General features: G+C 59.4%; 21 protein-coding genes. 17 read left to right on the top strand and 4 right to left on the bottom strand.

What is annotated here, in order from left to right:
- Positions 1 to 35 precede the first annotated feature (35 nt).
- Positions 36 to 2,738 carry an SLBB domain-containing protein gene (locus LAO20_06050; GenBank protein MBZ5530974.1) on the bottom strand — a complete coding sequence of 901 codons (2,703 nt, stop codon included), beginning with the start codon at positions 2,736 to 2,738 and terminating at the stop codon, positions 36 to 38.
- 371 nt (positions 2,739 to 3,109) lie between these two features.
- Here LAO20_06050 and LAO20_06045 point away from each other — a divergent pair, with 371 nt between their 5' ends.
- Positions 3,110 to 3,910 (top strand): class I SAM-dependent methyltransferase, encoded by an 801-nt coding sequence (locus LAO20_06045; GenBank protein ID MBZ5530973.1) that lies wholly within the window; start codon positions 3,110 to 3,112, stop codon positions 3,908 to 3,910.
- Position 3,911: 1 nt separating this feature from the next.
- Here LAO20_06045 and LAO20_06040 read toward each other — a convergent pair whose 3' ends face one another.
- On the bottom strand, positions 3,912 to 4,502 hold the full coding sequence (locus tag LAO20_06040; protein ID MBZ5530972.1) for a hypothetical protein: 591 nt from the start codon (positions 4,500 to 4,502) through the stop codon (positions 3,912 to 3,914).
- Positions 4,503 to 4,693: 191 nt separating this feature from the next.
- Between LAO20_06040 and LAO20_06035 the strand changes: the two genes are divergently transcribed.
- On the top strand, positions 4,694 to 5,248 hold the full coding sequence (locus LAO20_06035; protein ID MBZ5530971.1) for a sigma-70 family RNA polymerase sigma factor: 555 nt from the start codon (positions 4,694 to 4,696) through the stop codon (positions 5,246 to 5,248).
- Positions 5,245 to 6,288, top strand: coding sequence for a FecR family protein (locus tag LAO20_06030; GenBank protein ID MBZ5530970.1), 1,044 nt, complete (start codon positions 5,245 to 5,247; stop codon positions 6,286 to 6,288). The genes LAO20_06035 and LAO20_06030 overlap by 4 nt, the downstream gene beginning before the upstream one ends.
- A gap of 26 nt (positions 6,289 to 6,314) precedes the next feature.
- Here LAO20_06030 and LAO20_06025 read toward each other — a convergent pair whose 3' ends face one another.
- The gene (locus tag LAO20_06025; GenBank protein ID MBZ5530969.1) at positions 6,315 to 6,923 is read right to left on the bottom strand and encodes a hypothetical protein; all 609 of its coding nucleotides are present in this window, start codon (positions 6,921 to 6,923) and stop codon (positions 6,315 to 6,317) included.
- Positions 6,924 to 7,086: 163 nt separating this feature from the next.
- Between LAO20_06025 and ndhC the strand changes: the two genes are divergently transcribed.
- From ndhC to LAO20_05955, 14 genes are all read left to right on the top strand, one after another.
- Positions 7,087 to 7,479: an NADH-quinone oxidoreductase subunit A gene (ndhC, locus tag LAO20_06020; GenBank protein ID MBZ5530968.1), complete on the top strand. Its 393-nt coding sequence runs from the start codon at positions 7,087 to 7,089 to the stop codon at positions 7,477 to 7,479.
- Positions 7,479 to 7,970 (top strand): NADH-quinone oxidoreductase subunit C, encoded by a 492-nt coding sequence (locus tag LAO20_06015; GenBank protein ID MBZ5530967.1) that lies wholly within the window; start codon positions 7,479 to 7,481, stop codon positions 7,968 to 7,970. The genes ndhC and LAO20_06015 overlap by 1 nt, the downstream gene beginning before the upstream one ends.
- Positions 7,970 to 9,175, top strand: a complete 1,206-nt coding sequence (gene nuoD / locus LAO20_06010; GenBank protein MBZ5530966.1) for an NADH dehydrogenase (quinone) subunit D — start codon at positions 7,970 to 7,972, stop codon at positions 9,173 to 9,175. The genes LAO20_06015 and nuoD overlap by 1 nt, the downstream gene beginning before the upstream one ends.
- On the top strand, positions 9,175 to 9,660 hold the full coding sequence (locus tag LAO20_06005) for an NAD(P)H-dependent oxidoreductase subunit E (protein ID MBZ5530965.1): 486 nt from the start codon (positions 9,175 to 9,177) through the stop codon (positions 9,658 to 9,660). The genes nuoD and LAO20_06005 overlap by 1 nt, the downstream gene beginning before the upstream one ends.
- Positions 9,661 to 9,754: 94 nt before the next feature.
- A complete protein-coding gene (locus LAO20_06000) occupies positions 9,755 to 10,111 on the top strand; it encodes a four helix bundle protein (protein ID MBZ5530964.1) in 357 nt (118 codons plus the stop codon).
- Between the two features lie 100 nt (positions 10,112 to 10,211).
- A complete protein-coding gene (gene nuoF, locus LAO20_05995; GenBank protein ID MBZ5530963.1) occupies positions 10,212 to 11,537 on the top strand; it encodes an NADH-quinone oxidoreductase subunit NuoF in 1,326 nt (441 codons plus the stop codon).
- A gap of 14 nt (positions 11,538 to 11,551) precedes the next feature.
- Positions 11,552 to 12,136 (top strand): DinB family protein, encoded by a 585-nt coding sequence (locus LAO20_05990; protein ID MBZ5530962.1) that lies wholly within the window; start codon positions 11,552 to 11,554, stop codon positions 12,134 to 12,136.
- The gene (gene nuoG / locus LAO20_05985) at positions 12,124 to 14,490 is read left to right on the top strand and encodes an NADH-quinone oxidoreductase subunit NuoG (protein ID MBZ5530961.1); all 2,367 of its coding nucleotides are present in this window, start codon (positions 12,124 to 12,126) and stop codon (positions 14,488 to 14,490) included. The genes LAO20_05990 and nuoG overlap by 13 nt, the downstream gene beginning before the upstream one ends.
- Before the next feature lie 170 nt (positions 14,491 to 14,660).
- Positions 14,661 to 15,851: an NADH-quinone oxidoreductase subunit NuoH gene (nuoH, locus tag LAO20_05980; GenBank protein MBZ5530960.1), complete on the top strand. Its 1,191-nt coding sequence runs from the start codon at positions 14,661 to 14,663 to the stop codon at positions 15,849 to 15,851.
- 7 nt (positions 15,852 to 15,858) lie between these two features.
- Positions 15,859 to 16,359, top strand: coding sequence for an NADH-quinone oxidoreductase subunit J (locus tag LAO20_05975; protein ID MBZ5530959.1), 501 nt, complete (start codon positions 15,859 to 15,861; stop codon positions 16,357 to 16,359).
- Positions 16,360 to 16,701: an NADH-quinone oxidoreductase subunit NuoK gene (nuoK, locus tag LAO20_05970; GenBank protein MBZ5530958.1), complete on the top strand. Its 342-nt coding sequence runs from the start codon at positions 16,360 to 16,362 to the stop codon at positions 16,699 to 16,701.
- A complete protein-coding gene (gene nuoL / locus LAO20_05965) occupies positions 16,698 to 18,767 on the top strand; it encodes an NADH-quinone oxidoreductase subunit L (protein MBZ5530957.1) in 2,070 nt (689 codons plus the stop codon). The genes nuoK and nuoL overlap by 4 nt, the downstream gene beginning before the upstream one ends.
- Positions 18,768 to 18,823: 56 nt before the next feature.
- Positions 18,824 to 20,374, top strand: a complete 1,551-nt coding sequence (locus LAO20_05960) for an NADH-quinone oxidoreductase subunit M (GenBank protein MBZ5530956.1) — start codon at positions 18,824 to 18,826, stop codon at positions 20,372 to 20,374.
- Positions 20,371 to 21,957 carry an NADH-quinone oxidoreductase subunit N gene (locus LAO20_05955; protein ID MBZ5530955.1) on the top strand — a complete coding sequence of 529 codons (1,587 nt, stop codon included), beginning with the start codon at positions 20,371 to 20,373 and terminating at the stop codon, positions 21,955 to 21,957. Before LAO20_05960 ends, LAO20_05955 begins: the two co-directional genes overlap by 4 nt.
- A gap of 49 nt (positions 21,958 to 22,006) precedes the next feature.
- Here LAO20_05955 and LAO20_05950 read toward each other — a convergent pair whose 3' ends face one another.
- Positions 22,007 to 24,208: a hypothetical protein gene (locus tag LAO20_05950; protein MBZ5530954.1), complete on the bottom strand. Its 2,202-nt coding sequence runs from the start codon at positions 24,206 to 24,208 to the stop codon at positions 22,007 to 22,009.
- Positions 24,209 to 24,558 lie beyond the last annotated feature (350 nt).

The raw sequence follows: 24,558 nt of genomic DNA, 5'->3' as shown, positions 1-24,558 counted from the left end.
GGTAACGCCATTGGATTCAATTTTGCAAACTCCGTTTAGAAAGTCCTGATCACGCTGACAGCCACTGCCGCGCCAGAGAGCAGCGATATGGTCTGGCTCACGTTTTTGAAAATCCCGCTGCCGCCGGAGATTTTGTCAGGCACGTAAATCGTGTCTCCCGGCTGCAGCACCGCGCTCATCACGTTGCCGGACCACCATTCGCCGGAGCCCTTGCCCACCACCGTACCGTTCGCGCGGATGACGAAGATGTCCTTCTTGTTGGCGATGCTTGTGGGACCGCCCGCCTGCCGCAGGTACCATCCCGCGTGTTTGCCCGCGCTGTAGGTAACTGCCGCCGGGTTGTACACCTGGCCCGCCACCATCACAAAATTCGGCCGCTTGGGGATATAAAGCGTGTCGCCGGGGCGGACTTCAACGTCCACAAAGGTATTCCGCCACTTGTCCACGTCGGCCGTAATGTGGATGAGCATGCGCCCGCTGGGCGCAATCTGCCGCAGCCGTTCGATGAGTTGCTGGTTCTGCCGGGTGGCTGGAGTGCTCACCGTTCGCACGCCGCCGGGCGAAGCCTGGTCTTGCAGCTTGCCGATCATCTCTTCGCGGTTCTTGGCGGAAAATTCGCGGACTTGCGCGCGCTCCAGAATTGCGCCGTAAGGGTACGCGTCCGCGCTGAAGCCGCCCGCGCGCTTCATGATCGAACTGAGCCGCTCGCCCTGCTGGATGCCGTAGCGCCCAGGATGCAGCACCTCGCCGGTCACTGCAATGGCCCCGCCAATATCATTCCATCCGCCAATCTGTCCGATGGTGAGCACGTCGCCGGGCTTGAGCAGGACGTCCGTATCGGCTTCCCCGGCGAGCGCGCGGCCAATGGCCACTTGCCGATGTTCCAGCTCTACGCGCTCACCCTTGAGGATGGAATAACTTCCCAGGTCGGCGGACTCACGGTAAGCGCTGCGTTTGAAGCCTCCCGCCAGGCGCAACAGCTCCGCCGCGGTCATGCGGTCAGAGAGCGGATACTCGCCGGGACGCAGCACCTCGCCGTAAATGGAAACCTTGGGCGCATCCACTTCATAGCGGCCAAAGATTCGGATGGTGTCAAACGGCCGCAAGCTGGGAGCGGACGTCCGCTTCTCAATCACGTCGCGCACGTTGAACCCGATGATCGCCGGGTTCAGGTCCGGCGGCTGCAGCCGCACAATTTCCGCGCGCTCTGCGGGTTCAGGCAGCAGGTCGGCAAAAGACGAAATCAGGTCCGTTACTTTTTCACCTTCTTTAAACGGATATTTGCCCGGACGGAACACGTGGCCGGTGAGATACACCGCTTCATTGCTGTGAGGGAGTATCGGCGAGACGGTGATGGCATCGCCGTCTTTGATCTGGACGCGCTTGAATGCGTCCAGCGCGGCTGCTGCGTCGCCGCCTTGCGGCAGGTTGACGGTCAGCATCTCCTTGCGCTGGTGGGCCTCAATCCTCTCCACCGTAATTTTGGCCAGCGAGCCCGAAACCGGCACGCCGCCGGCCAGTTCCAGCGCCTGGTCCAGCGACTGCTCGTTGCGAATCTCATAGATCGCCGGCCGCCGGACCGTTCCTGCAATCGTCACCTGCGCACCGGCCGGAGGAACCAGAATGCTGTCGCCTGATTCAAGGTGCACCTGCGCGCCGGTCACGCCTTTCAGCATCAGATCGTAGAGGTCAACTTCTTCCTCCAGCTTTTTGCCGCGAAAATGCCGGACCAGCCGGTACGAGCCTGTTTCCGTGGGTCCGCCCGCCGCGATCAGCGCGCTCAGCGGCGTGGACAAAGAACTGATGTCATACGCCCCGGGATTCTTCACGTCGCCCACCACGTACACCCGAACGGTGCGCAGCCGGCCCACCGTCACTTCCACATTGATGTTCTTGAACTGGCGCTTCAGCGCGCGGGTAATGCTCTCCTGCACTTCTCCCAGGCTGCGTCCCGCAACCACTACCGCGCCGGCTTCGGGAATCAGCACGCGGCCTTCGCGATCCACCGTGAGCTGCAGGCGCTGCGTGCTCAGTCCCCAATACTCCACCACCAGCTCATCGCCGGCGCCAACGATGTAATCCGGTCCCACGGGGATGTCTGATCCAGCTTTCTCTCCGGACTTTTCCGCGGTGGCCACGCTGTTGCGAAACAGCGCCGCGCCGAACCGCTCCAGCGTTGCCGTCGGATTCAGCGCCTGGGTGTAAAGGTCGCGCATGGCCGGCAGGTTGCGCAACGGATACTGGCTCTGCGGCGTCGCGCGCTCTTTGCCTTCGCGGACCTCACGCTGGACCTTCTCGCCTTGCCCGCGCTGCGCGCCCGTTTGAGCGCCGGCCCCACTCGCCGGCTGGCGGGCTTGCGATGGCGCCCCGGCTTCCGGCTCGGTAACCGCATATCCGCGACGCTTCAACTCGTCACTCATCAAGTGGCGCACGCGATCATCGGAACGTATCTGGCCGAACAGACGGTCGTCGGTAATTTCCCGCTCGGTAACCGCATAGCCGCGGTCGCGCAACTGGCTCACGATTTGCGCTTTCGCGTCCGCCAGCAGCTGCGGGTCCTCTTGCAGAATCTGGATGATGTCTTCCGCCGGCAGATCAGCCTCTTGCGCTTGTTGCTGCTGTTGCGGCTGCTGGGGTTGCGACTGCTGCGACTGTCCCATCGCCTGCAGCCCCCAGGCGCAACACAACAAAACCATCGCCACGGCTTGCAGACGGCCCGACCGAATCAAAGCTCTCAATGAAATCAAATCTTTCCCCTGAAGGTCCATGCAGGCTTGCGCTTGCAAGACCTGGCTAGTCAGATGTTTTCAGCAACTTGCGGACGAAGAATTCCGGTCAATTGTACGGGAAACGTCCCGCATGCGGCAGTCTTTCTCTTCTTGCTCCGGATTTCTCCGCCGCCTTGCGCGCCACAAGACTAAATGAAGAACTTGGGCTTGGCAGAAAACTTGCGAGCTGTGGGATTCATGGCAGGCTTCAGGAGTTGCTAAGAGCGCGGATTCGACACGCCGTGATCGCTGCGCCGCGACGCGATGGTAGGATGGTTGCTCTCGGCGGTCTTACGATGCGATTCCCGCCGCCGCGACAAAGTTTGGCGATGCAAAAGTTAATGCAAAGCTTGAAGGCCCGCCTGTTCCTCATGTCCGCCGGACATTACTCCAACCATCGCTTCTACGGAGCCTATAAGGACGGAGAACTCCGGCGCGCTCTGGACTCGCCCTTCCCATCTGGGCAACTCCCCGCAGGTTACGGCCGCTGGCTGGACGAACGCCTGGTGGAATACCCGTGGATGTTGAACGAGTTGTCGCAAGAGTCGGCTTATCTGCTGGATGCAGGCTCAACCTTAAACCATCACTTGATCTTGAGTCGGCCTCAGTTGTGCGGCAAGAAAATCACCATCATGACCCTGGCTCCAGAAGAAGACTGCTTCTGTCGCCAAGGTGTCTCCTATGTCTACGGTGACCTGCGCCACACTTTCTTTCGCGACGAAGCCTTTGACTGTGTGGTCAGTCTTTCCGTGCTCGAGCACGTGGGGCTGGACAATTCCCGATACGTCGGCAGCGCCGTCCATTCGGAACCAGACCCGGAAGGCTATCTCGCAGCCGTGGCGGAATTCAGGCGGGTGTTGAGGCCCGGCGGCTCGTGCCTGATCAGCGTCCCCTTTGGTAAGCAAGACGTCCGCACCTGGCTCCAGGTTTTTGACGCCGCGATGCTGGACCGCCTGATTGCCGCTTTTCAGCCCGCGTCGCACACCATCACCTACTTCCGCTACACGCAAAAAGAGGAATGGCAGCGGTCGAGTCAAACTGAGGCCGCAGACGCCCTCTATTTCGATCTCAACTCGGACACGCCCTGGCCGGGCTGTCCGGCGGGCGCAGGCGCCGTCGCCTGCCTGCACCTGAAGAAATAATTCAGCGGTAGTTGGTCGTGCTGCTCACTCGGATGTTGAACGAGCAATGCAGGACGCCGTCACTGCCCTTGGTCAGCGCTTGCACGTTGGCGAACTTGCCCAGCGCGGCCGAAGAATCTATCTCCGCGCGCTTGATGAATTGGTCGCCCGCGAACAACAGTTCCGGCGTCCATTGCAGCGGAAATCCCGCGCCGTACACGTGAAAGTGAATGTGCGCAGCGATGCTCCGCCCGGGATAGGGCGCCGGACGAATGGTGCGGAACTCGTAGCGACCCTGGGCATCGGTCTTGGCCCAGCCGTGCAGGCGCGCCACGCGGTTGGCGTCATTGTGATATTCGCCGGTAGCGTCCGTTTGATACGCGTACACGATGATGCCGGCGACGGGGGTGACTCCGTCGGGGGCAAAGACTTGCCCGGAAACCACCAACCGCTCGCCCGGCTCATTGGCTTCGCCAATGACGCCCACCGAACTCACGTTAGCCGGCGGCGGAGGAGTTGGCGGAGGACCGCTAGCGAAGGCTTGAGCGGTCAACCACGCCGCCAGGCCCAAGGTTCCGGTCAGCCAGAAACGCATTTTGCTGGAAATTCTCATAGCGTTGCTTCCTTTCGTCGCAGAGTCAAGCTCTCACGCGCTCGTCGCCACAGCCTTGCCGGCTTGCAGACGTGCCGCATTTGAGGCAAGGACGCGCCTCCCACCGGCACTGTTAACCCCTGCCGTCAAAACAAAAAGCTTCAAAGTTGCGGTTAACACCTGTTATGGTTTTTCCGTCCTTCAAACGTGCCATGCCTGTGTCCGCTGAAAACTCCGTGGGGCAAGAAACACCCCGGTTGCGCCAACTGGTGGCCGACGCGCAGCGGGGCGACATGAAAGCCTTCGGCGAGCTCTACGCGCGTTTTTCCCGCATGGTGCACGGAACTCTGCTGGCGCGCGTCCCACCCGCGGACGCGGAAGACCTGGTGCAGGAGGTATTTCTGGTGGCGTTGCGCAAATTGAAGACCCTGCGCGACCCCGCGGCGTTCGGCGGATGGCTGATGACCATCGCCCGCAACCGCGCCATGGACTTTTATCGCGAGCAGAACGGCTCAGTGGAGATAACCGATCAGCATGCGCGTCACGAGCCCAAGACGCAGGCCGCGATGGTGGCCGCTGCGGTGCTCAAGATCATCCAGCACCTGCCGGAGGCCTATCGCGACACGCTGGTCATGCGCCTGGTGGAAGGCATGACCGGGCCGGAAATTGCCGAGCGCACCGGCTTGAGCCATGGTTCCGTGCGGGTGAACCTGCATCGCGGCATGGAGTTGTTGCGGCACGCGCTGAGAAACGAGGCCGGCCTGTGAACGAGAAGTATTTATGGGACCGCAGCGGCGAGCCCGATCCCGAGATCAAGCAACTGGAAGATGCCCTGGCGCCTTTGCGCCTGCGCGAGTGTCGTCCCAAGTTCACCCCGCCGCGCAAACCGACCTTCCTCGAGCGGATCAAGGCCGGTTCGCAGTTGGATTGGGGAACGGCGGTTGCTCTGGCTGGTTGCATCGCATTCATTGCAACCATGGTCTTCCTTCTGCGCCACTCCGCCACGCCTCCCGCTTCGCTCTGGGACGCGCAGACCACCGCGGGCGCGCCCGACCTTGGCGGCAAAGTTCTACAGCGCGCGTACCTGGCTCCCGGCGTCTGGCTCACTACCGGCAACAACGAATCAGTCCACATTGACGCCAAAGACATCGGCGAAGTGGAAATCGGCGCCAACAGCCAGGTCAGCCTGGTGGAAGCCACGCCGGAACAACAACGTCTTTCTCTTCGCTACGGCAACATGCACGCCCGCATTTATGCGCTTCCCGGCCTCTTTGTGGTGGACACGCCTTCAGCCCGCGCCATTGACCTGGGCTGCGAGTACACCCTCAACGTTGACCGCGAAGGTCGCGGCGAGCTGCGCGTCTCCAGCGGATGGGTATCCCTCAACAGCAATTCTCCCCAAGCGCTGGTTCCCGCCGGCGCCGTGGCCAAAATCGCCGCAGGCGGCGCGCTGACGGCGCCTTACTTTGAGGACTCGAGTCCCGCATTCCAGCAGGCGGTGGTGGATTTTTCGTTTATCAGCGACGCGTCGCTGCGCCACCCGGCCCTCACCATCCTGTTGCATGATGCCCGCCAGCGCGACGCCTTCACTCTTCTCAACCTCTTCCCGCGCGCCAATGAGAGTGAGCGACTGGAGGTTTTCGACCGCCTCAACCGGCTGGTTCCCGCTCCACCCGGCATCACGCGCGAGACCGCCCGCAACTGGCAAGTCAATTCCATGGACGCCTGGTGGCCGGTAGTCCATCAGGCGCTGGGCCTGAGCGAGATCAAGAAGGGCAGGAAAAATCCGGAAAAGCCAGGCAAATAAAGCCGCCACTCTGCAGCTAGGTCAAGCTACTTCCTAAACCGAAATTTCCTGGTAGCTGACTTTGCTCCCCGCGTCGCCTGGACGAGCACGGCGGAATCGCGCTGGACGTCGTCCGTCAGCGGCACCGTCAACGCAACGTTGCCCTCAGCATCTGCCATCGCATGTGCCAGGCCCTCTGCGCCTGCAGGTGAGCACGGCAAAGCAGCCACTGCGGCCCCGCTGGCCGGCTGGCCTGCGTCCAGCACTTGTATGTGGAAGACCAGCGACTCGCCCTGATTCTCCGGCGACGAAGTCACCCACTTCAGCGCCAGGCCTGAGCCACCCACGTCCTGCACGGCGACGCCGCCGCTCAGTGCCGAATCCATCCGGCCGCTCTCCACGGCGTCCAGCACTGCTCGGTGCTGCGCTTTCAGCAGCTCATGCATCGTCTGTTCGGCAAAGCCGGGCTGCAATGTCATATGCGCGTAAGAAGCCGCATGCTTTCCTACGCACTGCCCTTTCACAAAGACCAGGGTCTGCAATAGCAGATCATTCTGCCGGGCTTCGCTTTGGACGTGGAACACCTGGTCACCGTGCTTAACGTCAGTATTGAAGCCGAAGATGGTCATAGCAGCGTAGCCGCGCTCAATTGGCAAGGAGCCTTGCGTCGCAAAATCTCTTGTCGGAAATCGCTTTCTGTGAGCGACATTTGGGAAACATTAACATCGTGCAAATTCAAGGGCTTGACACCCCTGCGAAGGGAAATTACATTCGAATGTTTAGCCCGCAGTGGCTGGCGCATTATATACAGGCTTATTCATGCCGGACAATAACTACTTCGCCCGTTACATCCCGTTGCTGATCCAGGTTGTGGTGGCCCTTGCCCTGGCTGGAATCATGGTCCTTCTCTCCACGCTGGTGGGGCAACACAAATGGAACCGCGCCAAGAACACCGCCTATGAATGCGGCATCAACCCCACGGGCGACGCGCAATCGCGCTTCACCGTAAAGTTCTACATGGTGGGCATGCTTTTCATCCTGTTTGACGTGGAAGCGGTCTTCCTTTATCCCTGGGCGGTGATCGCCCGCGAACTCAAGATGTTCGGCTTCTGGGAAATGCTCACGTATATCGGGCTGGTGATGGTGGGCTTCTTCTACATCTGGAAAAAAGGCGTGCTTGACTGGAACAAGCCAGAGAGGACTGAAGGCTGATGGCCCTGGCCCCTGCAATCACTGATCTGGAGCAACTCAAGGACCGTCCGCTGGTGGCCGCGCTGGTGGCCTGGAACCCGGCCGCGGTCCAGGGCGCAAAGTTCGATCGCGACGAACTCTCCATCTACGTCGCCCGCGAAAACATCCGCGAAGCTTGCGCCCAGCTCAAGTCCCAGGGCCTGACCGACTTTATGTCGGACCTGACCTGCGCGGACTTTTATCCCCGCGAACCGCGTTTTGAGCTGGCTTACCACCTGCTCTGCATGAAGAACAAAGCCCGCGTGCGTCTCAAAGTCAAGCTCAGCGGCGATGATCCCGTGGTGGAATCCATTACCGCGGTCTGGCCATCGGCCAACTTCTTCGAACGCGAGCTCTTCGATCTGTTCGGCGTGCGTTTCCTTGGTCACCCCTATCTCCGCCGCATCATGATGCCGGAAGACTGGGAAGGCCATCCTCTACGCAAAGATTACCCCGTGGAGGGCTACCGCTAATGGGGCATCTCACTTCCACTCCGGTCATTGATCCCGCCGGCGACAAGACCATGATTCTCAACATGGGCCCGCAACATCCATCCACGCACGGCGTGTTGCGTTTGCTGTTGGAGATTGACGGCGAAGCCGTGGTCCGCATGATGCCGGACATCGGCTTTCTCCACACCGGCATTGAGAAAACCTGCGAAGCTAAGTTTTATCAGCAAATCGTCCCGCTCACTGACCGCATTGACTACCTCTGCCCCATGGTCAATAACCTGTGCTACGTGCTGGCCGTGGAAAAGCTGCTGGGCTTGGAGATTCCTCCACGCGCCACCTGGATGCGCGTGCTACTTGCCGAACTGCAGCGCATCAGCTCACACCTGGTCTGGCTGGGGACGCACGCCATGGACATCGGCGCCATGACGGTCTTCCTCTATTGCTTCCGTGAACGCGAAGAGCTGCTGAAGATCTACGAGATGGTCAGCGGCCAGCGCATGATGACCTCTTACTTCCGCATCGGCGGCCTGGCGCTGGAAGCGCCTCTCGGTTTCTTTGAGAAGGTGAAGAAGTTTCTCGACACGTTCTCCGAAAAGATTGACGAATACGAAAACCTGCTTACCGGCAACCGCATCTTCATTAACCGGCTGAAGGGCGTTGCCCAGATCAGCGCGGAAGACGCCCTGGCCATCGGCATGACAGGCCCGGCCCTGCGCGCCAGCGGCGTGGACTTTGACCATCGCCGCGACCTTCCTTACTGCGGCTATGAGAACTTCAAATTCAAGGTCCCTGTCTCCCAGGATGGCGACGTCTGGGCCCGTTACGTCTGCCGCGTACAGGAACTGCGCGAATCGCGGGAAATCTGCGTACAGGCATTGGAAGGCATGCCTAAAGGTCCCATCAAAGCGGACGCACCCAAAGTCGTTCTGCCCGATCGCGAGAAGATGAAGACCCAGATGGAAGCCCTCATCTATCACTTCAAGATCGTGACCGAAGGCTTTGCGGTCCCGGCGGGCGAGGTTTATCAGGCGATTGAGTCGCCGCGCGGAGAGATGGGCTACTACGTGGTCAGCGACGGCACGGCCAAGCCCATGCGCGTACACATGCGTTCGCCCTCGTACGCCAACCTGCAAGCCCTGCCGCAGATGTGCGAAGGCAAGCTGATCGCCGACGTGGTGGCCGCGATCGGGAGCATTGACATCGTCCTCGGGGAGATTGACCGGTAATGGCCGTCATATCTGAGAAGCTTGACAAATTTTTCGACGAAAAGATGAAAGAGTACCCGACCAAGCGCTCCTTCCTCGTCCCGATGTTGATTTATAGCCAGGATGAAGTCGGGTGTGTCAGCGATGATGTGATTTCGCATCTGGCAAAAAAGACCGAGTTGACTGAACTTGAGGTCCGCAACGTGGTCAGCTATTACTCCATGCTGCGCACCAAGCCCATCGGCAAATTCAACGTGCAGGTGTGCACCAACATCTGCTGCATGCTGCGCGGCTCTGATGAACTTTTTGAACATTGCAAAAAGACTCTGGGCATCGGCCACAAAGGCACAACGACAGACGGCGTGTTTTCCCTGGAAGAGGTCGAGTGCATCGGCGCTTGCAGCTGGGCGCCAGCCGTCCAGGTGAACTATGACTTTCATGAGAACCTGACGGTAGACAAAATGGACCAGGTGCTGGAGAGTTACAGAAAGAAAACGAAACAGTAGTCAGGATTGCCAGAATTGCCATGATTGCCAAAATTGATGATTTGGCGCTGTCTTGGTAAGACAGTTCTGAGCGACAAGCAAGGAGAGGCCGCCCTTGGATAGCAGAACGGAGCAGCTTCGCACGCGAACCAAGGAATTCGCAGTCCGTATTGTTCGTCTGTTTCGTTCGTTACCGCCAGCTACAGAGGCGCAGATTATCGGGAAGCAGTTGTTACGTTGCGGTACAGCGGTTGGAGCCAACTATCGGGCTGCCTGCAGGGCACGCTCAAAAGCAGAGTTTGTTTCGAAGATCGGAATAGTAACGGAAGAGGCAGACGAGTCGGCTTTCTGGATTGAGTTGCTGTCTGATCTAAAGATCATGAGGAAAGAGCGTCTCGAAGATTTGTTGAAGGAATCCCGGGAACTCACAGCAATATTTTCAATTTCCCGGCAAACAGCAAAACAGAGATGAGCTTTCAAATCATCAATTTTGGCAATTCTGGCAATCTTGGCAATTTTTTTCGCGGCAATTTTGGCATTGTTGGCAATTTCCAACTGAGAAACGAAAGGTAATGGCGGAACTAACCTCCCATCCCGACGAAGTACGCATTGTCTCCAGCCGCTTTGGCAAAGGTGCGGCCGATATCGAGCAGTATCTGAAGCTTGACGGCTACAAGGCCGTGCAAAAAGCCCTCAAGATGCAGCCCGACGACATCATCAATGAGGTCAAGACTTCAAACCTCCGCGGGCGCGGCGGCGCAGGCTTCCCCACCGGCATGAAGTGGAGCTTCGTCCCCAAGGAATCCGCCAAGCCGAAATACATTCTGGTCAATGGCGACGAATCCGAGCCCGGCACCTGCAAAGACCGCCTGATCTTGGAGCACGATCCTCATACCGTCATCGAAGGCGTGATCATCGCCGGCCTGGCCGTGGGCGCCAAGATCGGCTACATCTATATCCGCGGTGAATACCGTTACCTGGTGGACATCACGCGCAAGGCGCTGGCTGACGCCTACGCTAAAGGTTTTCTGGGCAAGAACATCTTCGGCAGCGGCAAGGATTTTGACGTTTACTGGCACACCGGCGCCGGCGCCTATGAAGTGGGCGAAGAGTCCGCGCTGATGGAATCGCTGGAAGGCAAGCGCGGCATTCCCCGCATCCGTCCTCCGTTCCCTGCGGTGGTTGGGCTTTGGGGCGGACCAACGGTGATCAACAACGTGGAGTCCATCGCCTCGGTCCCGCACATCATCATGATGGGCGGCCAGAAGTTTGCCGATTACGGCCCTCCCAAGAACGGCGGCACCCGCCTGTTCTGCTTGAGCGGACACATCAACAAACCGGGCGTGTACGAATTGCCGCTGGGCTACCCGATGAAGAAACTTATTTACGAAGTCGGTGGAGGCATCCCCAACGGACGGAAACTCAAGGCCGTGGTCCCCGGTGGCTCTTCCACCTTCCTGCTCACTGCGGAAGAAGCCGAGGGCATCAACTGCGACTTTGATTCCTTCGCCAAGCGCGGCGAATTTCTCGGTTCCGGCGGCGTGGTCATCCTGGACGACCAGACCTGCATGGTCAAATTCGCGCTGCGGGTAATGAAGTTCTACCAGCACGAAAGCTGTGGCTGGTGCATTCCCTGCCGCGAAGGCACGGACTGGCTCAAGAAAACGCTGACCCGCTTCCACAACGGCGGCGGATTGAAGAAGGACATTGACAACATCAAGTACCTGGCGCAGAACATGCTGGGCCGTACGTTCTGCCCGCTAGGCGACGCCGCGGCCATCCCGACCATGTCCATTGTGGACAAGTGGCGCGGCGAGTTTGAAGCCCATCTGGAAGGCAAGCCATGTCCGTTTGAGCCCAACGCCCAGATCAGCGAGTTGCCGGTGCTGTCACACTGAGAACCATGACCACTTTGTCCAACACGGTCTCCTTGGCAGCCGATAACCAAAGGCTGGCAGCATTGCTGCGTGAAAGCCGCGAGCGTTTCCTCTTGAGCTTGGCCGATGTGTCGGAGGAAAGCTGCCTCCACCGTCCTTCGTCTGGGTGCTGGTCCGTGCTGGATTGCGCCGAGCACGTCGCGGTGACGGAAACCTTTATGCTCGGCCTGCTGAAAGGGCCGCGACGTCCGCGTTCCGCCGATGCCCCCAACCGCGAGCAAATTTTTCTGGAGCGCGTGGCCAATCGCAGCAGCAAAGTTGCGGCGCCGGAAAGGGCCCATCCCAGCGGGCGCTTCCCCACACTGCACGCGGCGCGAAAACTGTTTGAAACCTCTCGGGCCGGAGCCATCCTCTTCGCCGAGCAAAATAACGAAGATCTCCGGCGCACGGAGGTCCCTCATTCGCTCTTCGGAGAAGTAAGCGCCTATGAATTGTTGATTATCATGGCCAAGCACGCCGAGCGGCACGCCGCACAGATTGAAGAGATCAGGAACCGCCCGGCATTCACGAAAGCACAGTCACCAGGAGCTAGCGCAGAAAAGGACCTATGCCAGACGTAACAATCACGGTTGATGGGAAAAAAGTCACCGCGCCTGCGGGCACGCTGTTGATTGAGGCCTGCAAAGCGGTGGGCATTGAAGTGCCGTCCTTCTGTTACTATCCCGGTCTCTCCTTGCAGGCCGCCTGCCGCATGTGCCTGGTGCGCATTGAGAAGATGCCCAAGCTGCAAACCGCGTGCACCGTCCCCATCACCGACGGCATGATCGTCACCACGGAATCGGATGAAGTCCGCCAGGCGCGGAAGTCCATGATCGAACTGCTGCTGGGCAACCATCCGCTGGACTGCCCGGTGTGCGATGCCGGCGGCGAATGCGAACTGCAGGACATGACTTTCAAGTACGGGGCCGCCGAATCGCGCTACATGGAAGGCAAGCTCCACAAAGAAGAACAGCAGTGGTCGCCGGTGGTCTTCTTTGACCGTCCGCGATGCATCCTGTGCTACCGCTGCGTCCGCGTATGCGGTGAAGGCATGGACGTTTCCGCCCTCGGCGTGCAACTGCGCGGGTCGAGCTCAGTGATTGCTCCCAACATGCAAGATCACCTGGAGTGCGAAGAGTGCGGCATGTGCATTGATATTTGCCCGGTCGGCGCGCTCACCTCCGGCTCGTACCGCTATAAGACGCGTCCGTGGGAGATGAAGCACGTGGGCACCGTCTGCACGCACTGCGGCGATGGCTGCAAGACCACGCTGGGCGTGCGCCAGGCAGATACCGGAGCGGAGATCATCCGCGGCGACAATCGCGACAAGAGCGGCATCAACGGTGATTTCCTGTGCATCAAAGGCCGCTACGCCTTCGACTTCACTGAACACAAAGACCGTCTGCGCCAGCCGCTGGTCCGCAAAGAGGGCAAGCTCGTGCCGGCCACCTGGGAAGAAGCCATTGACCACGTCGCCAAACGCTTGCGCGAGATTCGCGACAGCAAGGGCGGCCAAGCGATTGGCGTGATCGGCTCCAACCGCACCACCAACGAAGAAAACTACCTGCTGCAGAAATTCGCCCGCACCGTGCTCGGCACCAACAACATTGATCACCACCGTACAGCCGATTTCGCCGCTTTCGCGCGCGCTCTTGCCGGCAAGACCAACGCCACCGCTACCATGCGCGACGTGGGCAACGCTCCGGCGATCCTGTTGATCGGCAATGATCCCACGGAGCAGCATCCGCTGCTGGCGTGGAGCATTCGCACCGCCGTCCGCCTGCACCAGACCAAGCTCTATGTTGTGAATTCGCAGCCCATCAAGTTGCGCCGCCAGGCCGCCGGCTTTATCCAGGTGGGGACGGGCAAAGAAGGCAAGATTGCCGCGTTCCTCAACGGCGACGACGCAGCCGCCGGGTCGCTCACCAGCGCCGGCGTCACCAATGACACGCTGAAGAAATTCCGCGACGAGATCAAAGCGCTCAAAGACCTGGTCATCATCTTTGGCTCTGAAGTCCGCGGCGCGGACGTTGCTGCTCTGGTGAAGTTTGGCTCCGGCATCAACGCCAAATTCATCTGCCTGGGCGACTACGCCAACTCGCGCGGCGCCGCCGATATGGGCTTGTTCCCTGACCTGCTACCCGGTTACACAGCTCTTACGTCAGCCCAGAAATTCAGTGCCGAATGGGGAACGCTCCCCGCCACCAAAGGCCTCGCCTTGTCGGAAATGATTCAGGCGGCGAAAGACGGCAAGCTGGCCGCCCTGTATGTTGTCGGCTCCAACCCGGTTGCCGACTACAGTTTCGACCCGGCGGCGCTCAAGAACACACTCATCGTCGCCCAGGAATTGTTCCTGACGGAAACCGCATCGCTGGCGGAAGTCGTGCTGCCCGCGGCGTCGGCCTACGAGAAGTCCGGCACGTTTACCAATACCAGCGGTGATGTGCAACTGCTCAAGAAGGCCGGCGACGTGGCCGGCGTCCGCAGCGATTTTGAAATCATCGTTCGTGTGGCTGAGCGCATGGGCGCTGACGTCAAGAAGCTGGTTCCCTTCGGCGGCGGCGTGCACGCGGACATGGGACAGACCCGCGGCGTGCAGTCCGGCGAAGCGGACCGCCACTCGGTGTGGCTGACAGCCAACAACATGGAGCCGCGTACCAGCCCGTTTGACTCGATGGCCATTCTGGACGAGATCCAGCGCCTGGTTCCGGGCTACGAATTCTCAAGATTGAACCTGCTGGCCGGCAATGACCAGCACTCGACCGCCACCGAACACAGCAACGCCGGCGCGGCCGACGGCCTGGTACAGATTGTTCCCGCCAATGACACGTTGTTCACCTCGGGAACGCTGGGTCGCTACTCAAACATGTTGAATTCCGTTCTTGAGAGCAGGAGCGGCGTGCCGGCAGACAAGAAAGAAGTCATGGCGGATTAAAGCAATTAGCAATTAGCAACTGGCAAATAACAATTGGCAACTCGCAGTCGCCGTTCGGCTTTTGGCTCTTGGTAAGGCTTGAAATAGACTCTGGACTAATTTTGTACCAGCGCCGAAGGCGCGGAATAACGGTAGCCCAGGGCGTAAGCCCTGGGTAGGTGAGCCAAAAGATGCAGAGCCCCGTAGGGGCGGCACAAGTGCAAAGAAGATTTGTTGTTTGCGGCTCAGAAGAGAGATTCAGTTCGTCGCCGCCATTAGGGGGCGGTAGCAGCCAAAACGTGGACACAAAAACTTTCATCATCGTGGCAGTGATCAAGATCCTGCTGATCCTCTTTGTCATGCTGACCGGCGTGGCCTACACCACCCTGCTGGAGCGCAAGCTGGTGGCCCGCATCCAGAACCGCTGGGGCCCCACGCGCGTAGGCCCGTTCGGCCTGCTGCAACCGCTGGCTGACGGCATCAAATTCATCCTGAAGGAAGACCTGGTGCCGGACAACGTGCATAAGGGCCTGTACATTCTGGCCCCGATGCTGGCGCTGGCCATGTCCCTGATCTCGATTGCCATTATTCCTTTCGGCGAATCCATCACCATTCGCGGGATCAGCATCCCGCTGCAGATTACCGGCATGGGCGCGGCGGGCGGCCTGAGTGACATCAACATTGGCCTGCTGATTATCTTGGGAGCAACTTCCATCGGCGTTTATGGCATCGCCCTGGCTGGATGGTCGTCGAACAGCAAGTATTCCCTGCTCGGATCGCTCCGTGCCAGCGCGCAGATGATCAGCTATGAACTGGCTCTAGGACTATCGCTGGTGGGAATCCTTCTGCTGGCGGGCAGCCTGAGTCTGCGCGAAATCGTGAACGCGCAGTCAGGCACCTGGATGGTCGGCAGCTTCAACACCCATCTGCCGCACTGGTACATTGCTCCACAGTTCATCGCGTTCTTTATTTATCTGATGGCCGCTTATGCAGAGACCAACCGCATCCCCTTTGATCTGCCGGAAGCCGAAACCGAACTCGTCGCCGGATACCACACCGAATACAGCTCCATGAAGTTTGCCATGTTCTTCATGGCTGAATATCTGAACATGTTTACCGTGGGCTGCCTGGCCACGCTGTTGTTCTTCGGCGGATGGCACGGCCCGGCGATCCCCGGAGCGCCGCCCATCGTCGCGGCGCTGCTGCCGGTGTTCTATTTCGCGGTGAAAGTTTTCTTCTTTATCTTTCTCTATATCTGGATTCGCGGCACGCTGCCGCGCTTCCGTTATGACCAGCTGATGGCATTTGGATGGAAGTTCCTGCTGCCGCTGGCGATTGCCAACATCATTGTCACCAGCTTCATCGTGGCCTGGAGGGCTTAAAACCGAAATGGTTCACCAGGTACTATTCATCGTCTTCGGACTGATCTGCGTGGCCGGCGCTGTGAACCTGCTGGTCCAGCGCCACCCCATCAACAGCGCGCTGTCGCTGGTGGTGGTGATGGCTTCGCTGGCGCTGATTTACCTGCTGCTGGGCGCGGAGTTTGTCGCAGCCATCCAGGTGATCGTTTACGCCGGGGCCATCATGGTTTTGTTCGTTTTCGTCATCATGCTGCTCAATGCCGGCGCGGAAGAGCGCAGCAAGGGCAGCGTGATGGCGTTGCTCATCGGCGTGCCCGGCGTGATCGTTTTGGGCTGCCTGGTGAGCTGGACCATGCTCACCACGAGCAAGGGGCTGAGCGGCGTCAGCATCAGTGCAGGCGACTTCGGTGAGACCCATCCCATCGCCCGCCTGCTCTTCAAAGACTTTCTGCTTCCGTTTGAAGTCACCTCCGTGCTAATCCTCATCGCCATCATGGGCGCGGTAGTGCTGGGAAGGAGGGAAAACTAAGTGGTTCCTCTCTCCTGGTATCTGACCCTCAGCGCGGTGCTGTTTTGTCTGGGCGTGCTGGGATTCCTGCTCAAGCGCAACATCATCACCATTTTTATGTCCATTGAGCTGATGCTCAACGCCGTAAACCTGACGTTTGTGGCCTTCGCCAATTATTGGAATGCGCACGGCGGACTGCTGCCCAGCGGCGCAAAGATTGTCGGCTTGAGCGGCCACGTGTTTGTTTTCTTTGTGATGGTGGTGGCTGCTGCGGAAGCGGCGGTGGGACTGGCGATTATCATTGCGGTGTTCCGTACGCGTGAGACTTTGAATGTTGACCGGGTAAACCTGCTGAAACTATGACCGACAACTTATATCTCTGGGTCATTCCGCTGCTGCCGCTGGCCGGCGCGGCCATCAATGGCCTTTTCGGACGCCGCTTCAAGAACGGCATGGTCTCCTTTGTAGCCTTGCTGTTTACCGCGGTCTCGTTCGGCTGGGCTTCGTGGGCGGTATGGAAGGCGTGGCCGGGCGGCGCGATTGCTCTGCCCTACATTGAGAACCACGGCGCTTGGATTTGGACCACAGGCTTTTCCGCGCCATTTGGCTTCTATCTGGACCAGCTCTCCATGATTATGGTCCTGGTGGTCACCGGCGTAGGCTTTCTGATCCATATTTATGCCGTTGGCTACATGGCGCATGAAGGCGGGTATTACCGCTTCTTTGCCTACCTGAACCTCTTCATGTTCTTCATGCTGACGCTAGTGCTTGCCAATAACTATCTCTTGATGTTTGTGGGATGGGAAGGCGTGGGGCTCGCGTCATATCTGCTGATCGGCTTCTACTTCCTCAAGGACTCTGCGGCCGACGCCGGCAAGAAAGCCTTCATCGTCAACCGCATTGGCGACTTCGCGTTTCTGATCGGCATGTTTCTGCTGATTCAGCATTTCGGCACGCTGGACTATGACGGCGTGTTCAACGCGCTGAAGGATTCTTCAAAGTATCCCGTAGAAGCCGGCTTCGGCTTTCTGACCATCACCGCGCTCTGCCTGATGTTTGGCGCCACGGGCAAATCCGCACAGGTCCCGCTCTACGTCTGGCTGCCGGACGCCATGGAAGGGCCCACGCCGGTCTCGGCCTTGATCCACGCCGCGACCATGGTCACCGCGGGCATCTACATGATCGCCCGTTCGCATGCCATCTTTAATCTAGCGCCGCATGCGCTGGAAATTGTGGCCATCATCGGCTGCCTCACCGCCATCTTTGCCGCCACCATGGGCATGGCGCAGACGGACATCAAGCGCGTGCTGGCTTACTCCACCGTCTCACAGCTCGGCTACATGTTCCTGGCGTGCGGCGCGGCCGCATACTCCGCCGCAATCTTTCACCTGATGACCCACGCGTTCTTCAAGGCGCTGCTCTTCCTTGGCGCGGGATCGGTCATTCATGCTCTGAGCGGTGAACAGGACATGCGCCGCATGGGCGGACTCAAGAAACTGATTCCTAGAACGTTCTGGGTGATGACCATCGCCACCATCGCCATCGCCGGCATCCCGCCGTTTGCCGGGTTTTTCAGCAAAGACCAGATTCTCGGCGAAGTCTATAAGAGCCCGACCGCGGGGCCCATCATGTGGATTATCGGCGTGGTCACCGCCGGTATCACTTCTTTTTACATGTTCCGACTGTGGTTTATGACCTTCTTCGGCGAGCGCCGGCCTGACGCCGATCTGGGCGATGCCCACGCAATCGCAACTCATGCCGCACCCGCCGCCGCCGCCGCCGCTCACGGTCACGATGACGACCACGGTCATGGCGTGCACGAATCGCCCTGGATCATGATTGGGCCGCTGGTGGTTCTGGCGATCCTTTCATTCGTCGGCGGCTGGGTGGGCGTACCGGCCTTTATGAAAGGTCACAATGAGATTGAACATTTCCTGGCGCCAGTGATGACTTCAAGTTCGGCAGTCGCCGGTGAAAGCGTGGAAGCCGCCCACGCTGGTCTTACGCAGGAGACAGCAAAAGAGAACGCTAGCGAAGAGTGGCTGCTGGCCGGCACATCGGTCGGCGCCGCGCTGCTTGGCTTGTTCTTTGCCTGGCTGCTCTACTTCAAGAGTCCGGGCCTGCCCGACAGAATCACAGGCAAAATTCACGGCATCTACCTCACTGTCCTGCACAAATACTACGTGGACGAAGGCTATGGCCTGCTGCTGGTCAAACCCTTGCTAGCCCTCTCGACTGTCGTCTTCTGGCGCGGCGTGGACCAGGGCGTGATTGACGGCCTGGTGAACGGAGCGGGCTCCACTTCGCAAGGCATCGGCAACGAGCTGCGCCGCATGCAATCCGGCAACATCCGTTCCTACGCCGCCTGGGTGGCTTTGGGCGGCGCAGCGGTCATCGCCTACATGATCTGGCTGGGGGTGCAGAAGTGAACGGTTCCATCCTTACACTCGTCACGTTCCTTCCCACCATCGGCGCGGTGCTGATCATGCTCATGCCGCGCAATGATCGCCTGCTGCGCTGGGCTGCTCTGATCTTTTCCGTTGTCACGTTCCTCTTCTCGTTGCACCTGGTCCGGTTCTTCGACTACGGCCAACATGGGTTCCAGCCGCAGTTTGATACCAACCACGCCTGGATTGGCCAGGCCATCCACTACCACATGGGCGTGGACGGCATCTCGATGTGGCTGGTAGTGCTCACCACGTTCCTGGTGCCCCTGGGCGTGCTGGTTTCGTGGAAATCAATTCATGATCGCGTGAAGGAATTCTTCGTCCTGCTGCTGGTGCTGGAGACGGCGATGATCGGCGTCTTCTTGGCGCTGGACATGTTCCTCTTCTACGTTTTCTGGGAAGCCACGCTGATTCCCATGGCCTTGCTGATTGGCATGTACGGGCATGGACGCCGCGTTTATGCCGCCGTGAAATTCTTCCTGTACACCATGGTCGCTTCCGTCTTCATGCTGGTGGCCATCATCTACTTGTACACGCACAACCCTGCGCACAACTTTGAGTACGCAGCGTTTCGCGACCTGATTGCCGCCAACGGCGTCTCAGCTTCTACGTTGCAGTGGCTCTTTCTCGGATTCTTTGTGGCGTTTGCCGTGAAAGTCCCTCTGTTCCCACTGCACACCTGGCTGCCGGACGCGCACGTGGAAGCCCCCACCGCCGGCTCCGTCCTGCTGGCCGGCGTGCTGCTCAAGATGGGCACATACGGCCTGTTGCGATTCAACCTGGGCATGTTCCCCGACCAATCCCGCAACAACGCCTCGTGGATCATTGTTCTGGCCATCATCGGAATCATTTACGGCGCGCTGGTGGCGCTGGTCCAGCCGAACCTGAAGAAGCTGATTGCCTACTCTTCCGTCAGCCACCTGGGCTTCGTGGTGCTGGGCATCTTCACCTTCACCCAAGCCGGAATTGACGGCGCGGTGTACCAGATGCTGAACCATGGCATCTCCACCGGAGCGCTCTTCATGCTGGCCGGCATGCTGTACGAGCGCAAGCACACCTACGAATTCAAGGAATTCGGCGGCCTGGCTACGCCCATGCCGGTGTACGCCACGTTCTTTCTCATCGCAGTGCTGTCCTCCGTCGGGCTGCCGCTGATGAACGGCTTCGTCGGCGAATTCCTGGTGCTCAGCGGCGCGGCGCAGAGCCATCCGCACGGCATGCTCTACGCTTCCTTGGCCACCAGCGGCGTGATCTGGGGCGCGTGCTACCTGCTCTGGATGTACCAGAAAGTTTTCTACGGCCCGATCCATCACGACGAAAACAAGGCCCTGCCGGACCTGGACGCGCGCGAGCAAATTTCCCTGTGGCCGGTGGCGGTGATGGCCCTGGTGATGGGCGTGATCTCGCCTTACTGGATGAAGAGCATTGATCCCGCGGTGGCCGTTGTCAAGGCCGGCAAGAACGCGCCAGCAACTCCCATTGCAGCAGTATCAATTTCGGCGACACCAATTTCGGCTACGTCAATTTCGGCAACATCAGCGGGTGGACAGAACCGGGTTGAGGAAAACCGGGTTGAGGAAAAACGATGAACCCGATTCAAACCATCGACTACATTCGCATCCTGCCTGAGCTGGTGCTCACCGCGTTTGGTATCGCGGTGATGATGATTGACCCGCTGCTGAAGCCGGGCGCAAGCCGCAAGAGCCTTGGTCTGTTATCTCTGCTGGGCTCGCTTGGGGCGATTGCAGCGGCATTCTGCCAGATGGCCTGGCTGGCCCGCGATGCCAGCTTCAGCACGCCGGGCTGGTTCGGCATGGTCCGCGTGGATAGTTTCTCCATCTTCTTCCACATTCTGATCCCGGCCATCTCCGCAGTCTGCATTCTGGCGTCGCTCGAATACCTGGAAGTTCAGAAGATGAACAGCGGCGAATACTACGCCCTGATTCTTTTCGGGACCGTGGGCATGGTGCTGATGTCGTCCGCCGTAGAGCTGGTGCTGATCTTCATCGCGCTGGAAATCTCTTCTATTTCCACTTACGTTCTGGCCGGCTATCGCCGGCGCACTGCTTCCAGCACGGAGTCGGCGATCAAGTACTTTCTGCTGGGATCGTTTGCCACCGCCTTCTTTCTGTATGGCGTGGCGCTCATGTTTGGAGCCACAGGATCCACCAACCTGCTGGACATCCCAAAAGTGCTGGGCGAGCAGGTGAACGCCGCTGGGACTCCGGGCGTTCTGGCGTTCATGGCGGTCGCGCTCATGATCGTGGGACTGGGCTTCAAGATCGCCTCAGCGCCCTTCCACATCTGGACGCCTGACGTTTACGAAGGCGCACCGGCGCCAGTCGTCGCGTTGATGTCCACCGCGCCGAAGGCGGCGGCGTTTGCCGTGCTGTTGCGCATGCTTTTTGCCACTACCAGCACCAAATGGTTCTGGCTGATATGGATCTCCGCCGCGCTCTCCATGACGCTGGGCAATTTCGGCGCGCTCATGCAGAACAACGTGAAGCGCATGCTGGCATACTCTTCCATTGCTCACGCCGGCTACATCCTGGTTGCTTTTGCCGCACAGAACAATGACGGCATCTGGGCCGCCATCTTCTATACCGCTTCCTACGCGGCCATGAACGTGGGCGCGTTCGCGGTGATCAGCCACGTCTCCTCCACCGGCGAACGCTACGTCACCATGGACGACTATGCCGGCATGGGCAAACGCTCTCCGCTGCTGGCCTTCACGCTCACGGTTTTCCTGCTGTCACTGATCGGCATCCCGGCCACGGCGGGCTTCCTGGGAAAGTATTACGTTTTCACCTCGGCCCTGTCCGGCTCCGCTTCTGCGACGCATCCGCAGGCGCTGATTTGGCTGGTGATTATCGGCGTGATCAACAGCGCGGTGGCTTCCTACTATTACCTGCGAATCATCGTGGTCATGTACATGCGTGAACCTACAGTTGACGAAGCGCCGGCCAGCCCCTCAGCAGCCATGCGGCTGGCGTTGATCGCGGCGGCGATTGCCACCATCTGGCTGGGCGTGGCGCCGGGACGTGTGACCAATTCAGCCGCACGAGCAGCGCTCGATCTGGCCCCGGACCGCAAACCTACGGTGGTTTACATGCTAAAGACTGTGCCCAGCAATGCTGAACCGGCGAGTCTGACGGTTACTCCGGAAAAATAACCGCTTCGCCTCGCGCCACTTGATCACTCCGGCGTCACAGCTCCGGGCATCATGGTTCCGGTTGAAAGACTGCCAGCACGGGGCCATCAACCACAGCCAGAGTTCCTTGCGGGGAAATCGCGTAATAAGAGTTTTCACTTCTCACCGGAACGGACATGACGGTCTTCGCGGTCGCCAGATCATAGACTTCAATCAGCATGGGTCGCACCAGATTTGGACTCCCCACTTGAGGCCGGAAGGGACCCATATCGTAACGGCCGAACCCCACAGCCAGGTATTTGCCGGCCCCGGTTGCTGAAGCGGCAACGCCTTGAGAAACGTTTTCCGCCACGGAAAGCAGGTTGTATCCACTCGCCGCCCGCACCAAAACGTTTCCGCAACCATAAAAGACGATGCGCTCTTGTTGCAGTTGGTCCATCTGTACCTGGCAGCCTGCCGCTGGGTCCCACTCCGGGTTCAGAGTTGACCACTGGCCGTCAAAGCCCATGCGGACGAAATGCTGCTTCCCCGGGGGCTCCTGTGGGTTCGCGGCCAGCAGATAGCCGTCCCCTGCGGACCACCAGTTGAGGTAGTGCGGAACGGTGAATGACTTGGCCGGCTGGAGGGTGTCCGCGTTCAAGATCTCAAATTCCGCCACGCCCAGCCTGTCTGCCGCGATCGGAGGCGGCAGAGCGGGAGAAAAGATCTGCTGGTGGACCAACGCCAATTCTTCCCCGTTGGGCGACACGCCAATTTGCCAGCCTTCCGCCAAGGCCTTGCCTTTCAAAGGAAGTTCCCGCGAAGCCAGCTTCTCAAAATCAGCGGAGTAGAGATACAGGAAGTCACCTGCGCGGACAGCGAATTTTCCGTCACGCGTGGCGATGATTTTCGAAAACCCGGAGGTGGTGGGGATTTTCAATGACTTGATCTCGTGGCCGTCCTGAGCGTCCAACACTTTGGCTTCCAGGGTAAAACTGGTTCCAGGGACTTGCCCTTCGAGAAGCACAGGCCCCTCGGCCGGGGCCACCTGGCTTACCTGATACACCAGCAATCGCTCCGGCGAAAGAAACAGCACGTCATGCTGTTTCATCCAGGTGGACTTGGAGGCGCTGGTGAAGGTGGAAAAGCCGTATTCGTCGTCCAGATCAAGCCGCCAGCGCAGATGGGCCTTGACGCCGGGCGCGGCAGCAGCCACAGTTCCAGTCTTGCCCTCAGACGCAGGCTGGCCCTCATAGACCTTCAGCTCATCTCCCTCGATGACCGCCAGCGCTCCGTCGGGAGAAACCGAGTAGTAGAAATTCCCTCGCTGCAAAAAAACGTGCAACCGTTCGGCCCGGCTGGTCACGTCATGGACAGCGATGTATGGGCGTCCGGTCTCTTCCGGAACCAGCACTTCGGCAAAATAACTTCGCGCGCCGGCCACCGACGCAATGAATTCGCCGGGCCGCGAAGGATTGGACAATACTACGGCCCCGGAGTTGGACACCAACAGCAGATCATCGCAATCGTAGGCGGCGATCAGGCCTCGCTCCAGCGCCAGCATGTTGTACCTGCAGTCAGGATCATCGCTTTCTGCCCCCGTTCGGAGGCGGCGCCAGTGTCCGTCAAAGTCCAGGACTCCCATCTCTGCTTCGCCCGGCTCGGCCGCGGGATCGGCGGCGATCAGAAAGTTGTCTGAGGCTGACCAGCGGTCCAAATGCGCGACCGTGAATTTCTTGATGGAGCTTAAAGAATTGCTTTCGAGCAGTTCGATCTCCGCTTCGCCGCTCAGTGGCTTCTGTCGCGCCAGCACCACGGTCGCTCCGGATGGAGTCACGTCAACTTGCCACTCATCGAACTGGCCTGGATTGGAAGCAGGCAGATCTTTGGTAGCAAGCCGCTCGCGCCCGATTGAGTACAGATAAAGAGAGTCTCCCGCACGCGCCAGAAACTTGCCATCCTGGACGGCCATGACCGCCGCAGAGCGGTCGGCGGCGGGCAACTGCAGAAAGCCCCCTTCGTGCCCGTTGTGCGCGTCCACAATGCCGATGTTCAGCAGAAATCGATTGGCGTCGCCGGAACTTTGCCGCAACTGATAGACCGCCACAAGGTCTTTGCTGAGAAACGCAATTCCCTGCTGCGACTTCCATGCTGCTTTTCCCTTGGCGGCCCGTCCAAAGCTCTCATACATGGAGCCTTTCTTCAGGTCCGTGACAAAGCGCACCTTCGGTTGTGCGAAGCTGCACAATGGAGCCAAACAAAGCAGGAATACCGCGAGATGCTTGATCTTCACTATCGGGAACCTCCGCCGGTAGTCGGTCAGTTTGGATTGACCCACTACCCGTATCAGCGTCTAGCGATTCGCTCGCGAATCGCGGGCCTTTAGGCAGACGTTCATCGCGGCAGCGATGAACACGCGCGCGCCTGAGTTGCCAGACGAAAACTGATAACAAACCCAAACTAACCCACTACCGAGCTGTCAAGGCAGGAACTAGCTCGCGTACTAAGGCCAATCTATCGCACACCGGTATCCCGCGCTGTTACAAATAGTGTGTTTTTGTAAAGCTTCGTTTATCGGGGAAGAACGGCGCCGTCTCGCCCAAAATGCCTGTTGCGTAGATTGCGTTCAAAAACAAGAAAGCC

The sequence above is a fragment of the Terriglobia bacterium genome, assembly GCA_020072815.1.
Classification (GTDB): domain Bacteria; phylum Acidobacteriota; class Terriglobia; order Terriglobales; family Acidobacteriaceae; genus Angelobacter.
Note: the sequence above shows the minus strand (reverse complement) of the source record. Positions and strands in the feature narration are given on the sequence as shown.